Source organism: Embleya sp. NBC_00896, assembly GCF_045207785.1.
Lineage (GTDB): Bacteria > Actinomycetota > Actinomycetes > Streptomycetales > Streptomycetaceae > Embleya.
In genome coordinates, this window is the sequence record NZ_CP108776.1 from 2,699,884 (window position 1) to 2,713,804 (window position 13,921).

13 protein-coding genes are annotated in these 13,921 nt (G+C 72.0%); 3 read left to right on the forward strand and 10 right to left on the reverse strand.

Annotation, left to right across the window (positions count from 1 at the left end):
* Nucleotides 1-11: 11 nt before the first annotated feature.
* Nucleotides 12-1,394, forward strand: a complete 1,383-nt coding sequence (locus OG928_RS11995) for a hypothetical protein (protein ID WP_406282871.1) — start codon at nt 12-14, stop codon at nt 1,392-1,394.
* Entirely contained in the window at nt 1,391-2,653 is a 1,263-nt protein-coding gene (locus OG928_RS12000; protein ID WP_406282873.1) for an ABC transporter substrate-binding protein, read from the forward strand. Before OG928_RS11995 ends, OG928_RS12000 begins: the two co-directional genes overlap by 4 nt.
* 274 nt (nt 2,654-2,927) lie before the next feature.
* Here OG928_RS12000 and OG928_RS12005 read toward each other — a convergent pair whose 3' ends face one another.
* Genes OG928_RS12005 through OG928_RS12015 form a run of 3 tightly spaced genes read right to left on the reverse strand, consistent with a single transcriptional unit; the run spans nt 2,928 to nt 5,720 of the window.
* Nucleotides 2,928-3,941 carry a phosphotransferase family protein gene (locus tag OG928_RS12005; protein WP_406282876.1) on the reverse strand — a complete coding sequence of 338 codons (1,014 nt, stop codon included), beginning with the start codon at nt 3,939-3,941 and terminating at the stop codon, nt 2,928-2,930.
* Nucleotides 3,938-5,230 (reverse strand): acyl-CoA dehydrogenase family protein, encoded by a 1,293-nt coding sequence (locus OG928_RS12010; protein ID WP_406282879.1) that lies wholly within the window; start codon nt 5,228-5,230, stop codon nt 3,938-3,940. Before OG928_RS12010 ends, OG928_RS12005 begins: the two co-directional genes overlap by 4 nt.
* 31 nt (nt 5,231-5,261) lie before the next feature.
* Nucleotides 5,262-5,720 carry a MarR family winged helix-turn-helix transcriptional regulator gene (locus OG928_RS12015; RefSeq protein WP_406282882.1) on the reverse strand — a complete coding sequence of 153 codons (459 nt, stop codon included), beginning with the start codon at nt 5,718-5,720 and terminating at the stop codon, nt 5,262-5,264.
* A 139-nt stretch (nt 5,721-5,859) separates the two neighbouring features.
* Between OG928_RS12015 and OG928_RS12020 the strand changes: the two genes are divergently transcribed.
* Nucleotides 5,860-6,408 (forward strand): hypothetical protein, encoded by a 549-nt coding sequence (locus OG928_RS12020; protein ID WP_406282885.1) that lies wholly within the window; start codon nt 5,860-5,862, stop codon nt 6,406-6,408.
* A 66-nt stretch (nt 6,409-6,474) separates the two neighbouring features.
* On the opposite strand, the gene OG928_RS12025 is transcribed toward OG928_RS12020, so the two are convergent.
* The 7 genes from OG928_RS12025 to OG928_RS12055 all read right to left on the reverse strand — a co-directional run bounded on the left by OG928_RS12025 (nt 6,475) and on the right by OG928_RS12055 (nt 13,894).
* Entirely contained in the window at nt 6,475-7,737 is a 1,263-nt protein-coding gene (locus tag OG928_RS12025; protein WP_406282887.1) for an ABC transporter substrate-binding protein, read from the reverse strand.
* Nucleotides 7,734-8,906: a branched-chain amino acid ABC transporter permease gene (locus OG928_RS12030; protein ID WP_406290921.1), complete on the reverse strand. Its 1,173-nt coding sequence runs from the start codon at nt 8,904-8,906 to the stop codon at nt 7,734-7,736. Before OG928_RS12030 ends, OG928_RS12025 begins: the two co-directional genes overlap by 4 nt.
* A gap of 37 nt (nt 8,907-8,943) precedes the next feature.
* Nucleotides 8,944-9,834, reverse strand: coding sequence for a branched-chain amino acid ABC transporter permease (locus OG928_RS12035; RefSeq protein ID WP_406282890.1), 891 nt, complete (start codon nt 9,832-9,834; stop codon nt 8,944-8,946).
* On the reverse strand, nt 9,831-10,706 hold the full coding sequence (locus tag OG928_RS12040) for an ABC transporter ATP-binding protein (protein WP_406282893.1): 876 nt from the start codon (nt 10,704-10,706) through the stop codon (nt 9,831-9,833). The genes OG928_RS12035 and OG928_RS12040 overlap by 4 nt, the downstream gene beginning before the upstream one ends.
* Nucleotides 10,703-11,551, reverse strand: coding sequence for an ABC transporter ATP-binding protein (locus OG928_RS12045; RefSeq protein ID WP_406282896.1), 849 nt, complete (start codon nt 11,549-11,551; stop codon nt 10,703-10,705). The genes OG928_RS12040 and OG928_RS12045 overlap by 4 nt, the downstream gene beginning before the upstream one ends.
* 188 nt (nt 11,552-11,739) lie before the next feature.
* Nucleotides 11,740-12,942, reverse strand: a complete 1,203-nt coding sequence (locus tag OG928_RS12050; protein ID WP_406282899.1) for a PucR family transcriptional regulator — start codon at nt 12,940-12,942, stop codon at nt 11,740-11,742.
* Nucleotides 12,943-13,102: 160 nt separating this feature from the next.
* The gene (locus OG928_RS12055) at nt 13,103-13,894 is read right to left on the reverse strand and encodes an enoyl-CoA hydratase/isomerase family protein (RefSeq protein ID WP_406282901.1); all 792 of its coding nucleotides are present in this window, start codon (nt 13,892-13,894) and stop codon (nt 13,103-13,105) included.
* Between the last annotated feature and the right edge of the window lie 27 nt (nt 13,895-13,921).

The window sequence follows — 13,921 nt, forward strand, 5'->3', positions numbered from 1 at the left end:
GCGCCCGTTCCATGACCAGCACCACCGCACCGTTGGTCGCACGTCGTCCGTCGCGCGTTCGACCGCGCATCCCACCCTCGACGCCGGGCCGGCTCGTCGCGCTCGCGCTGCTGGTCGTGCTCGCGCTGATCCCGGTGTTCACCCTGTCGATCCTGATCGCGGACCGCTCCCGGGAGACCACCGCGGACCTGAAGGACCGGCGGATCCCGGGGCTGCTCGCCCTCGACCAGGCCGCCGCGGCGCTCACCGAGGCCGATCGGGCCACCGCCACGAGCCTGGTGTCCGGCGCGTTCTCGCTGACCGGCCCCGGGCAGGAATACCAGGACGCGGTCAAGCGGGCGAACCAGTTCCTCACCCTGGCCACCGACCTGCACCAGCACGATCCGCTCGCCCGCGCACGGCTCACGAACGTCAACGCGCTCATGGTCGAGTACACGATCATGGTCGGCCTCGCGCAGACCGGCGGCGACGGGCCGCTGTCGCTGGCGAACGTGTTCTACGCGTCGGACCTGCGCCGCACGATCGTGACCAACCTGTACGCCCAGCGCCAGGCGGATCTGAAGGACATTCGCGCGGCCCGCTCGACGTGGTGGGTCGGCGCGTACGTCGCGGTCCCGTTCGGCGCGACGGCGTTCGTCGCGCTGCTGCTCGTGCTGTTCGCGCACTCCTACGTGCGCAGGCGCTTTCGGCGCCGGACCAACCCGCTCCTGCTGTTCGCCGCCCTCGCGTTGGCCGGCCTGATCGCGTGGACGGTCCTGCACGCGCAGACCACGAACGACCGACTCGCCCAGGCGGCCGGCCGCGGGGTCGGCGAGCAGTCCGCGCTGTGGCAGGCGCGGACCGCCGTACACGAGGTGGTCGGCACCACCGCGCTCGATGTCGCCTCCGGCAACGTCCCGCGCGACACCGACGTCAAGGCCGGCCTGACGCTGCGCGACCTGGCCGAACCGCTGCCCTCGCCCGCCGACATCGAGGGCGTGCGCACCGGCGCGGATCCGACCTTCGGCGGGCTGGTCGCCACCGCGCTCGCCGACAACCGCTCGTCCGCGCTGCGGGAGCCGGGAGCCAGGGCGCTCACCGCACTGGCCGTCCTGCGGGACGCGGCCGAGCGGGCCCGCACGCAGGCGCCCCGCGGCGGCACCCTCGACGGCGGCGCCGGCGTCGTGACCCTCACCGGCAGGGCTCCGGACCAGATGTCCGGCGCGGCCGACGGCGCGGAGTCGGCTCTCACCGACGCGCTGATCGCGAGCCGCAAGGCCACCGACGCGGGCCTGGCCGAGGCGGCGGACGACGGTGGACTCACCGTCGGCGGCCCGGTCCTGTGCACCGCGGTGCTCGCCCTCGCGCTCGCGGGACTGCTGATCCGCCGCTTCGAATACGGGAGGCTCCGGTGACCCGAATCGGCAGGCTGAGGTCGGCCTTCGGCGCCCTGCTGCTGGTCGGCGCGGTGCTCGCCCCCGCCGCGTGCTCGCCCGACGACGATCCCGAGGTGGTCCGGGTGGTGGGCACCTGGGAGAAGCGGGAGCAGGACGCGTTCGAGGACGTGGTGGCCCCGTTCGAGAAGGAGACGGGCATCGACGTGCGCTTCGAGGGCACGCGTGACGTCGCGGCGGTGGTGGCCGGTCGGGTGGAGCAGGGCGATCCGCCGGAAATCGCGATCCTGAGTTCGCCGGGCGACCTCCGGACCTACGTCACCACGAACAAGCTCGCGGCGCTGGACGACATCCGCCCGGGCTACGCGCCCGAGTGGTTGGCACCGGGGCGGGTCAACGGCGTCCAGGTGGCGGTGGTCCTGAAGGCGGCGCTGAAGAGCACGATCTGGTTCAACAGGGAGAAACTCGCGCGCGTGGGCGAGCCCCCGCCGACCACGTGGACCCAACTGCTGTCCACCACCGCGAAGTTGCGGGCCGCCGGGACGACGCCGTGGTGCATCGGCCTGGCGTCCAGCACGACGTCCGGATGGGGCGGGACGGATTGGATCGAGGACCTCGTGCTGGCCCGCTCCGGGCCCGACGTGTACGACGCGTGGGCGGACGGGAAACTCTCCTGGCAGGCACCGGAGATCCGCGCGGCCTGGCAGGGCTGGGGCGAACTGCTGAACACCCGGGACACCGTCCTGGGCGGGCCGATCAGCGCGCTGCTGACCGGCTACGACAAGTCCGCCGCCGTGCTCGACGCGCGCGGCGGCTGTGCGTTCGACCACCAGGGCTCGTTCATGTCCGGCAGCTACGCCGCGGGCGTGCCGGCGGGCGGCGGGCAACGCCCGTACGACGCGATGGCTTTCCCCGGTTTCGGTACACCGAGCCCGCGCGAGGTCGCGGGCGACCTGGCCGCGATGTTCCACGCGACCCCGGCCGCCCGGAAGTTGCTCGGCTACCTCACCGGCACTCGGGCGCAGGAGATCTGGGTCGAGTCGGGTACGGCGCTGTCCCCGGACCGCAACGTGTCGCCGAACGCCTACCGCGACGAAGTGACCAAGCGGCTGGGGACGGATCTGGCCGGAGCGCAGGCGATTCGCTTCGACGCGTCGGATCTGATGCCGACGGCGATGCGCAACGCGTTCCAGCGGGCGGTCCTGTCGTTCGTCGCGAACCCGGGAGATCTCGAACGCATCCTCGGCGACCTCGATCGGGTGCGGGTGACCGCGTACTGACGGTCCGGCCCCGAGGGCCGACAGGAGGAGAAGGTTGTGCAGCGGCCGAGGCGGCGAGAGAAGGCCGCCGGCGAGGAGAACGACGCGGGCCCGCCCCGGCCGGGCCCGCCTCGTCTCAAGGTGTTCGCCACGCTCCCTGGCGAACACAAGCAATCTTGGCCCCTCGACGGGCTGCTCATGCGTATCCGCGGTGAAGTTCTTGATAATTTTACTATTCACAGCACAACCGTCGAGGTATTTGCCCCGATTTTCGGGGTTCGTTCCTGGTCGAACTTCACTCCTTCAGCGTGTCCCGGGCAATATCTGCCAAACCGACCACGAGGGATTCGATCCGAGCCCGATGGGCCGGCGACGGATCGGCGACTCGGCGCAGCGCGCCCGCGCAGACGATCGCGAGCTTGATCACCGCGAAGGCTTCCCAGAATGGGACATGACGGACTTTCAGCTCACTTGCGGCGTGGTACTCGGCCACCAGATCGGCCGCCGCCGGCAACCCCGGGTTGGCGTCGGGCAGATGTCCGCCGCGGGCCGCGAACAGCAGTCGGCCGGCCGGCCCCCAGTAGGCGAGCAGTTGCCCCACGTCCGCCTCGGGCGGGCCGAGGGCGGCCATCTCCCAGTCCAGCACCGCCAGTACCCGGTCCGGGCGGGCCCGTTCGTACATCACGTTCGCGAGGTTGTAGTCGCCGTGCACGATCCGGTCCGGGCCCGCCTCGGGCATCCGGGCCGCCAGCGCGGCGAGCACGTCGACGACCGCCGGCACCCGATCCACCGGGCCCGACGCCGCCCACTGCCGCCGCCAGCGGCGCAACTGGCGTACCGCGTAGGGCTCAGGACGTGCGTAGTCGGCCAGGCCCACCGCGTCCGGACGCACCGCGTGCACGGCGGCCAGCGTCCGCGCCAGCGCGAGCCCGGCCGCCGACGCGACGGCCGCGGGGAGTTCGCGGACCGCGTCGGCGCGCGCGTGCACGACGCCGTCGAGCCGACGCATCAGGTAGAACGGCACGCCGAGCACCGCCTCGTCCCGGCACAGCGCCACCATTGGCGCGACCGGCACGGCGGAGTCCGCCAGCGCCGCCTGGAACCGGTACTCGCGGTCCATGTCGTGCGCGGTCGGCAGGCCGCCGCGCACGGGCGGGGTGCGCAGCACCAGGTCGACGCCGCCGCCGCGGATGCGATAGGTGGGATTGGACGAGCCGCCCGCCAGCGGTTCGACCACCGGCTCGACGCCGCGCGCGAGCACTCCCTCGGCCACGAGCCAGGCGGTGAGCGCCCGCTGATCCACCGTCACGAACCCTCCAGCCAGGCCGCGTACCGCTCCTCGGCCGCCGCGCGCCGGGTGGGGATGTGCTCGCTGGGCCAGCCCTCGACCGGTGCGTAGCCGCGCAGGGCGAACTTCGCGACCTGCCCGATGTGCACCTCGTCGGCACCGTCGGAGAGTCGGAAGTTGCGCGCGAGGCGGTACATCTCCTCCAGCGGCAGGTCGGTGGAGTAGCCCAGCGCCCCGTGCACCTGGATCGCCCGGTCGACCACGTCGTGCAGGATCTGCGCGCCCCAGTACTTGACCTCGGAGACCGCCTGCCGGGCCGCCTTCGGGCCCTGGTGATCCCACGTCCACGCGGCCTTGAGGGTCATCAGCCGCAGCGCCTCGATCTCGATCGTGGACTTGGCGACCATCTGCTGGACGAGTTGGTGGTCGGCGAGTGGTCTGCCGTGCGAGCGGCGCGAGACCGCGCGCTCGCAGAGCATGTCGAACGCCCGCCGGCACTGGCCGATCCAGCGCATGGTGTGGTGGATCCGACCGCCGTTGAGCCGCTTCTGGGCCAGCACGAACGCGTCGCCCGGCTCGCCGATCAGGTGCGTGTCCGGCACCCGGCAGCCCTCGAAGCGGATCTCCGCGTGGCCGCCGAGGTTGCGGGTGGCGTCGCCGTCGTAGGGGTGGTGCATCGTGTGCACGTCCCGCACGATCCGCATCCCCGGGGTGTCCCGCTCGACCACGAACATCGAGGCCCGGCGGTGCCGTTCGGCCTCGGGGTCGGTCACCGCAAAGACCAGGACGAAGTCCGCGCGGCTCGCGTTGGAGGCGAACCACTTGTGCCCGTCGATGACCCAGTCGGCGCCGTCGCGCACCGCGCGGGTGCGGATCCCGGTCGGATCGGAGCCGGCCGTGTGCGGCTCGGTCAGCGAGAACGAACTGGTCAGCCGGCCCGCGAGCAGCGGCCACAGCCAGCGCTCCTTCTGCGCGTCGGAGGCGCCCACCGCGAGCAGTTCGCTGTTGCCCGAATCCGGCGCCTGGTTCCCGAAGATCGCGGGCGCCGACGGGGTGCGGCCCAGGATCTCGTGCATCAGGGCCAGCCGAACCTGGCCGAACCCGCCGCCGCCGAGGGCGGGATCCAGGTGCGCGGCCCACAGCCCGCGGTCCTTGACCGCCTGCTTGAGCGGTTCGGTGACGGCCCGCCAGTTGTCCCGGCTCATCCGGGTGCGGATCAGATCGAGGGGTTCGATCTCCTCGACCACCAGCCGCCGGATCCAGTCGAGATCGGCCGCGACATCCGGATCGGTGCTGAAGTCCCATGCCATGGCCGGACGTTAACGCGGTTACTTAACAAGGTCAATCATCTTCGAGCGGGCCGCGCAGGTCCGCCACCAGGCGCTGCATCCGGTCCGCGAGATCGTTCAGGTCGTCCGCCGTCCAGCCCGCGAGCTGACGGGCCAGCATCTCGTCGTTGGCGGCCACGAACAGCCGGTACGCCTCGCGCCCCCGCTCGGCGGCCTCCAGGAGCGCGACCCGGCCGTCGTCGGGATCCGCGACCCGGATCGTGTACCCGCCCTCCTCCAGGATCCGGATCTGCCGGCTCAGCGCGGCCGGCTGGATGTCGGCCCGCTCGGCCAGTTCGGTCGGCCGGATCGGGCCGTAGTCGATGATCCGGTGCAGGACGCCGATCGCGACCAGGCTCATCGGCACACCGGAGCGCTCCATGTGCAGCGCGTCCAGCCGCCGACTGCTCATCAGCCTGCGGATCGAGGTGATCGCCTCGTTGATCCTGCGCCGGCTCTCCACGTCGGTCATGGCCGTCAGCGTACGGCCGCGACACGTGCCGCGAACACGTGACCGAGATACGACGTCGGGCCCCTTCGCGCGGTACACGTTCGAGCCAATCGGCCCCGCGCCCCTGTCCCGACGGGCCTTCGTCCCCAAGACTGATCTTGTGCATGCCGAGGTGGTCGTCGAAGACCCGCGAAACGATTCCGCAGCGCGCGCCTTCGCGCTCGCCACGCCCGAGGCCGCCGTCGTGGTGGCCGCCGCCCTGAGCGGGCCGGTGGGAGGGTGTGGGCACGGCGTCGACTGGTTCCTGCGCCGGCTCGGCGTGCACCTGCTCGCACGGCTGACCGACCGCCCGGACCGCGGCATCGCCGAGTGCCTGGCCGACACCATCGCCGAGACCGCCGCGCTGCACGGCGCCCGCTGCGACCTCGCGCACGACGCGACCCCGGCCGCCTCGGTGGTCGCGTGCCGCGTCCTGGAGCGGGACGTGCAATACCTGGTCCTGGGCCCCGGCGTGGTCCTGCTGCACCACGACCGGGGCCCGACGAGCCGGATGACCGGCCCCGACGGCCCCCTGGCCGCAGCCCGGGCCCGCCCGAGCGTCGCGGCCCACGCCTCGACCGGCGCGAGCCGCGTACGCGCCCTGACCGGGGCGAGCCTGACCACGGACGCGACCCGCAACCCGGGGGCCAGGATCACCCTGACCTTCTGACGTCCGCACCCCGCCGACCCGCCCTGCCGACCCGCGCCGCGTGCCGCGGGCCACGGCCACGCGGGCCTACTCCGCCGGCGGCAGCTTGTACTCCCGCGCCGCGGGCACCTCGAACGCGTCCTTGGCCATCACCAGGTTCCCCGGGGCCGTCTTGCTCGGCTTGAGGATGTACGACTTGTACGTCGCCGGCTTGGCCGGATCCGAGAAGTCCAGCGGCGTGCCCAACCCGGTGTCCAACTGCTTCTGCTGCCGGTGGGCTGCGATGATCCCCGCGTGCGACAGGTCCTTCGCGGCGCAGGCCGCCTTGAGGTCCTCGCCGAAGATCTTCATCGCGTTGTATCCCGAGATCACGCCCTGATCGAGCGTCCCGGTCGGGTACTTCGCCTTGTAGTCGGTCGCGAGCTTCTTGACCGCCGGTGTGTCGGCCCCGATCGCCGGCGCCGAGCTGACCACGTACAGCAGTTGCTCGAGCGCGCCCGCCGCGGCACTGGCCATCACCTGGGGGTGGAATCCGGGCGCGCTGGTGAGCACCGGCACCCGCATACCGGCCGCCGCGCCGAACCCGACCAGGGTCGCGGTCTGCGTGGGTCCGGCGCTGATCAGGATCGCCTTGACGCCCGCGCCGCGCATCGCGGCGATCTGCGCGGTGAGGTCGGTGTCGGTCGCCTTGATCTTCTGCTCGACGACCTGCACGCCGATCTTCCCGGCCGCGAACTTCGCGCCCGCCAGCGCGTTCTCGCCGTACTCGCCCTCGAAGAAGACGTGTCCGATCTTGTCGCCCGACTTCAGCTGGGCCGTCTGGGCCAGGAAGTCCATCGCGTTGATCATGTCGATGTCGTAGGTCGTCCCGACGATCTGGATCTCGCGCTTGTTCAGCAGCGTCGCGGCCCACGCCTGCGGGAAGGTCAGGATCTGATCCTGCTTCAGGCTGTCCTGCAGCGCGGTGACCACGGCCGAGCCGATCACCTGCGGGAAGCCGGCGACCCCGCCCTTGATCTCGGTGTAGGCGGCGACGGCCTTCTGCACGTCGTAGCTGTGGTCCTTCACCGTGATCGCGAGCTTGCGGTTGCAGATGCCGCCCTGCGCGTTGATCTCGTCCACGTACAGCTGTTGCGCGTTGACGATGCTCTTGCCCAGCGGCGCGTACGGACCGGACAGGTCGGTCAGCGCGCCGAGGGTGATGGTGGTGTCGGTGATCCCGGGCCCGGTCTTGATCCCGCCGGACTCCTTGCCCTTCTTGTCGTCGTCACCCTTGGTGCTGCATGCCGTCGCGGCCAATACGAGCGCCGCGAGGACCGCCCCCGCGCGCACACCTTTGCGGTTCCTCACTGTGATTGCCCCTTCGAGCCGGTACGGATGGAGCCCTTGATACGTCCGAGGCGTGCGGCGCGGCCGCTCGGCCCGCCCCCGGGTCGACCGCGCAGCAGGCCGACCAGACCCCCGGGCGCGAACAGCAGGACGAGCACGATCGCGGCGCCGTACAGATAGCGCGCGGCCTCGCCGGGACCCACTCCCGAGTCGGGGCTGCCCGGTGCCACCACGAGCGGCAGCGAATCGGCGTACTTGCTCAGGATCTGCGGGAGCATCGTCACGAACACCGCGCCGATCACGGCACCGGTGACCGATCCGAGCCCGCCGATCACGATCATCGCGAGGTAGTCGATCGACAGCGCGAGACCGAAGTAGTCGGGGACGACCCGGTTGAAGATCATCGCGATCAACGCGCCCGCCAGCCCCGCGTACATCGACGACACGATGAACGCCGCCGAGCGGTACCGGGCCACCGGAACCCCCATGACGGCGGCGGCGATCTCGCTGTCACGCACCGCGCCCAGGGCCCGACCGGGGCGCCCGCGCAGCAGGTTGCGGGCGGTCACGCAGGCGACCAGGACCAGGACGAGCGCGAAGTACCAGAGCCGCTCCAGCTGTCCGAACGGGACGCCGAGCACTTCGAGGCCGTCCGGATCGCCGTCGGTGAAGGTGAATCCGGCGAACTCCATCGGGGTGACCGACCGTCCGTTGAAGCCCCCGGTGACCGACTTCGCGTTGAGCATCACGTGGTGCCCGATGAAGACCAGCGCCAGCGTCGCGACACCGAGGTACATCCCGCGCAGCCGGCCGGAGATGGGGCTGAACAGGCCGCCGACGATGCCCGTCAGGAGCACCGCGCACACCATCGCCAACAGCGGCGGCATGCCGATCCCGCTCAGCTGCTGCACGCCGACCTTGCCGGAGTCGCCCGCGAACCACACGTACCCGTAGGCCCCGCACGCGAGGAAGAACGCGTGTCCCAGGGAGAGTTGGCCCGTGGTGCCGGAGAGCACGTTGAGCCCGATCGCGCCGATCGCGGCGGCCATCGCGAACAGGCCGGTCTGCAACCAGAACGCGGTCACGTAGAGCGGCAGCACCAGCAGCACCGCCACCACCGCGACCAGCGCACCGAGCCGGACGAAGCGCCCGAGTCCGGGCGCGGCGGCCGGCGCGTGGTGGTTCGGAATCGATTCTGCGGGCCTGGGCACGGTCGATGACGCCTGGTCAGACACGCGTACGCTCCTTCGAGCCGAGCAGGCCGGTGGGCCGCCAGATCAACACGAGCAACATCACGACGTAGGGCGCGACGTCCCCGAGGTTGGCCCCGAGCCAGGTCATGTCGCTCTGGTAGCCGGCCATCAGCGCGGCGGTGAGCCCGACCACGAGGCTGCCGACCAGGGCACCGGCGGCCGAGTCCATCCCGCCGAGGATCGCGGCCGGGAACGCCGCGAGCGCGATCTGACCCGTCGTCCGATCCAGGCCCGCGGACGGGAAGGCGGCCAGGAACACGGCCGCGACCGCCGCGAGCGCACCCGCGACGCACCACGCGATGAGCTGAACGCGGCTCAGCCGCACGCCCATCAGCGCCGCCGCCTCGCGATCCTCGGACGCCGCGCGCATCGACAGACCCCACGCGGTGAACCGGAACGCCGCGAAGAACGCGCCGATCAACACGACCGCCACGACGATGCTCGCGACCCGCGCGTCGGCGATGTGCACGCCGCCCCAGTCCCGGACGCCGGCCTTCCACGGGTCGCCCAGGCTCAGCACGTCGGAGCCGATCCGGCGGGTGAGTTCGGTGGTGAGCAGGATGTCCACACCGATCGTGAGGATCGTCAGGGTATGCACCTCGGTCCGGCCCAGGCCGCGGATGAACAGCAGCTCGACCAGCCCCGCGACGGCCGCCGTCACCAGCACGGCGGCCGACAGCGCGAGCACGAAACCGAGGTCCTCGTGCAGCTTCGCGACGGTGAACCCGCCGACGAGCAGCAGCGACGCGTGCGCGAAGTTGATCACGCCGGACGCCTTGAAGATGACCACGAAGCCGAGCGCGATGAGGGCGTACACGGACCCCAGGGCGAGCCCGTTGAGGATGATCTCGGCGAGCTTGGTCATGTCGGATCCTCCCGGTCCGCGGCGGCCGGATCGCGGTGCGCGGTACGGCTGTTCGGGCTGCTCGGGTCGGCGGGTTCGGGCGCGTCGTCCTCGTCCCCGGTGCCGAGGTAGGCGCGGATCACCGCGGGATCGCGCTGGATGTCGGCCGGTCCGCCGCTCGCGATCCGGCGCCCGAAGTCGAGCACGGTCACCTCGTCGGCGATCCGCATCACCAGGCCCATGTCGTGCTCGACCAGCACGATCGAGATGCCCAACGACTCGCGGATCGAGGCGATCGCGTCCGCGGTCTCCGCGCGTTCGTCGGCGTTCATCCCCGCGACCGGCTCGTCGAGCAGCAGCACCTTGGGTTCCATGCACAGCGCGCGGGCCATCTCGACGCGCTTGCGCATGCCGTACGGCAGCAGTTGGACCGGTGTCTCGAAGACCGGACCCAGGTGCATGAACTCGGCGATCTCCCGGGCCCGTTCGCGATGTCGGCGCTGCTCCCGGACGACCCTGGGCAGGTGCAGCGCGGTGGCCGTGAAACCGGAGGTGGTCAGCACGTGCCGCCCGAGCAGGAGGTTGTCCGCGACCGTGCCCTGGGTCAGCACGATGTTCTGGAAGGTCCGGGCCAGGCCCAGCGCGGCGATCCGATGCGGGGCGAGCCGGGTGAGTTCGTGCTCGCCCAGGTGGACCGTGCCGCGATCCGCGCGGTAGACGCCGGAGAGCACGTTGAAGCACGTGGACTTACCCGCACCGTTGGGGCCGATCACCGCGTGGATCGTGCCGGGCGCGACGGTGAAGCCGACCGCGTCGAGCGCGACCAGCCCCGCGAAGCGCACGGTGACCGCGCGTACGGTCAGTTCCGGGACCACTGTGGTGACGGTGGTCATCCCTCCCACCTCCGCAGCGGCTTGCGCGGCGCGGGCCGCGGGTCCCGGCCCGGTGGCGCGCCGGCCGCCGCGTCCGGCCGTGCGGCCTCCGCCTCGCCGAGGTAGAGCCGGCGCACCTCGTCGGTGCGCGCGAGGTCGGCCGACGAGCCCGCGAGCCGGACCTCGCCGACGTCGAGCACGTACGCCTTGTCGGCGAGGTCGAGCGCGACCGTCGCGTTCTGTTCGACCAGCAGAACGGCCACGCCCTGCGCGGCGATCTCGCGAACGACCCCCGCGATCCGGCCGACCATCCGCGGCGCCAGACCGAGCGAGGGCTCGTCGAGCAGCAGCAGTCGGGGACTCGCCATCAGGGCACGACCGATCGCGAGCATCTGCTGCTCGCCGCCGGACAACAGTCCGGCGCGTTGCTCGCGGCGCTCGGCCAGCACCGGAAACAGGTCGAAGACCCGGTCGCGACTGGTCCGGGTCGCCGTGCTCACGCGCTTGCCGCGCCGCAGGCCGCGCATGCTCAGCGCGCCGGCCTGGAGGTTCTCGTCGACCGAGAGATTCGCGAACACCCGCCGCCCTTCCGGGACCTGGACCACCCCGGCGCGCACGATGACGGCCGGGTCGCGGCCGCCGAGCCGCTCGCCGCCGTACTCGATCGACCCGGCGGTGATCGCGCCGCGGTGCAGGGACAACGTCCCCGACACGGCCCGCAGAAGCGTGCTCTTGCCCGCGCCGTTGGCGCCGAGCACGGCCACCACGCCGTTCGCCGGCACGTCGAGCGAAATGCCGCGCAAGGCCCGAACGGATCGGCCGTAGACGACCTCGAGCCCCTGGACGAAGAGCGCTCCCGGTTCCATCGCACCCCTCCCCCGCCGCTGGTGCCGTGACCGGAACCGTTGGTCGGCTTCCGATACCGGTACTGGAGTGACCGCGATCACAGCACGGGGTCGGGGTGGAGTCCAGATCAGCGTGACAGGTCGGGGCAGCCGACCAACGCCGCGCCGGACGTCTTGTGCAGCGGCACAGACCCGGCCGGGGAGCGGCCTCAGTACTGGAGTCGATGCGCGTCCAGCGCGAGCGAGAGCTCCACGAGGTCGCGGGGCAGCCCGAGTTCACGCCCCGTCAGCTGCTCCAGCCGGCGCAGCCGATTCAGCACGGTGTTGCGGTGGCAGAACAGCCGGCGCCCCGCGCGCACCGCCGAACCGCCCGAGTCGAGCCACGCGCCGAGCGTGCCGAGCAGCAAATCACGGTCCACGGCGTCGAGCGCGAGGATCGGCCCGAGCACGCGGGCCGCGAGATCGCGCGCGAGATCGGGCTGGGACGCCACCAGCGCGGCGGGCAACCGCTCGTCGAGCCGGGCGCATTCGCCGTCTGCGGTACAGGTGCGCAGCGCGATCTCGGCCAGTCGGCGAGCCCGGCCCAGCCCGGCGAGCCCGTCCACGATCGGGCTGATCCCGGCCCTCGACCCGACCCCGGGGTCGAACGTTTCGGCAATGTCGTCCAGACCCGCGACACCGAGCAGCACCACCGCGAACTCCCCTTCCGCGCGCGCCCGCCAGACCACCCTGATCCCGGCGGGCGCGGGACGACGCGGGGTGTCGTGCACCCCCGTCCCGGGCAGCGGATGGCGCAACGCGACGACGGCGTACCGCCCGCGCTCGGGCAGATCGAGCACGGCCGCGGCGGCGGCGAGATCGGCCTCCGGCGCGCGGCCGTCCAAAAGCGTGTCCAGGAGGGCGTGTACGCGCTCGTCGTGACGATCCGTCAGCTCGGCCTCGACCCGCCGGTAGGCGTCGGCGATCGCGCTCGCGTGCCGATCGACGAAGTTCCAGACGTCGGTGGCCACATGCACGAGCAGCCGCACCTCGTCCGGCTCCCGCTCCGCGGCCACCTCGACGAGGGTCTGCCACAGCAGCACCCCGCCGAGCCGATAGGCGTGCAGCAGCGCGTCGAGCGGCACCCCCTGCTCGGCCCGCCGGCGCGCGAGCCGCCCCGACGCCCATCGGCTGCCTTCGAGCTCGCGAGGCCACACCGCGAGCGCGCACACCCCGACCCGAAGCGCCTCGTGCGCACTCTGCCAGAGCTCGTCCGCGGGCACCCCGCCGTCCAGATACGCCGGCTCCTGCACTTGGAGCTCCGCGACCAGACGATCCGTCAACTCCGGCAGCCGCGCGGGCAGTACCCGAGCCGCCCGCCGCAACAGCGCGGTGTGCGCGGCCCGCCCACCGGACAACTCCGCTTCGAGCATCGAACCCCCACCACGAGGCGGCCAAGGACGGCGCAGGGAGCAAGAGTGACAGACGGGCGGCGCTTGTAGGACCCGCGGACGAGAGCCGCGACCCAGCTGTGACTTACGGGTGGGAGTGCCCGCCGACCCACCGCCGGCGCGACTCGGCCGGTCCAGTGGCTCAGCCGGTCCAAAGGAAGTGCGGGGGCCGACGCTCGGTGAACGCGGTGAGACCCTCCCGGACATCGGCCGAGCCGCGCGACTCCCGCTCCCATGTGGTGCGCCACGCGGCGACCCGATCGGGATCCTCGGCGTCCATGCCCAGCAGGTCCTTGGCGGCCCGTACCGTCAGCCGGGAACGGGAGGCGATCGTGCGGGCGAAGCCGTACACCTTCTCGTCGGCCTCCTCCGGCGCGAAGACGTCATCGACGAGACCGACCCGCAGCGCGTGCGCCGCGTCGATCAACTCGGCCGAGAAGAGCAGATACTTGGCCGTCGACACACCCACCAGCCGAGCCAGCCGCGCCGTGGAACCCGCGTCGTACACGATGCCGAGCTTCGCCGGGGTCACCCCGAACCGCGCCGTCGTATCCGCGAAGCGCAGGTCACACGCCGTCGCGAGCTGACACCCACCGCCCACACACGGTCCCTGGACGTAGGCGATCGTCGGCTTCACGAACCCGGCCAACGCCTGCTCCGCCGCCGCGTTGAGCGCGTGGTAGGCATCGGCCGCCTCGGCCGTCGCGTAGTGCCCGTGCAACTCGCGGATGTCGGCACCCGCCGAGAACACCCCGGCACTGCCGGTCAACACCAGCACGGCGACGTCGGGATCCTTCTCCAGCCCCGCCAACAAGCGCGGCAACGCCTCCCACATCGCGGCGGTCAACGCCCCGCGAGCATGCGCCCGATCGATCCGCAGGGTCGCGATCCCGTCCTCGACCGCGACCACGAGCCCGTCGACTCCGCCGTCCATGGAGCACCTTCCGTCACCGAATCCGTC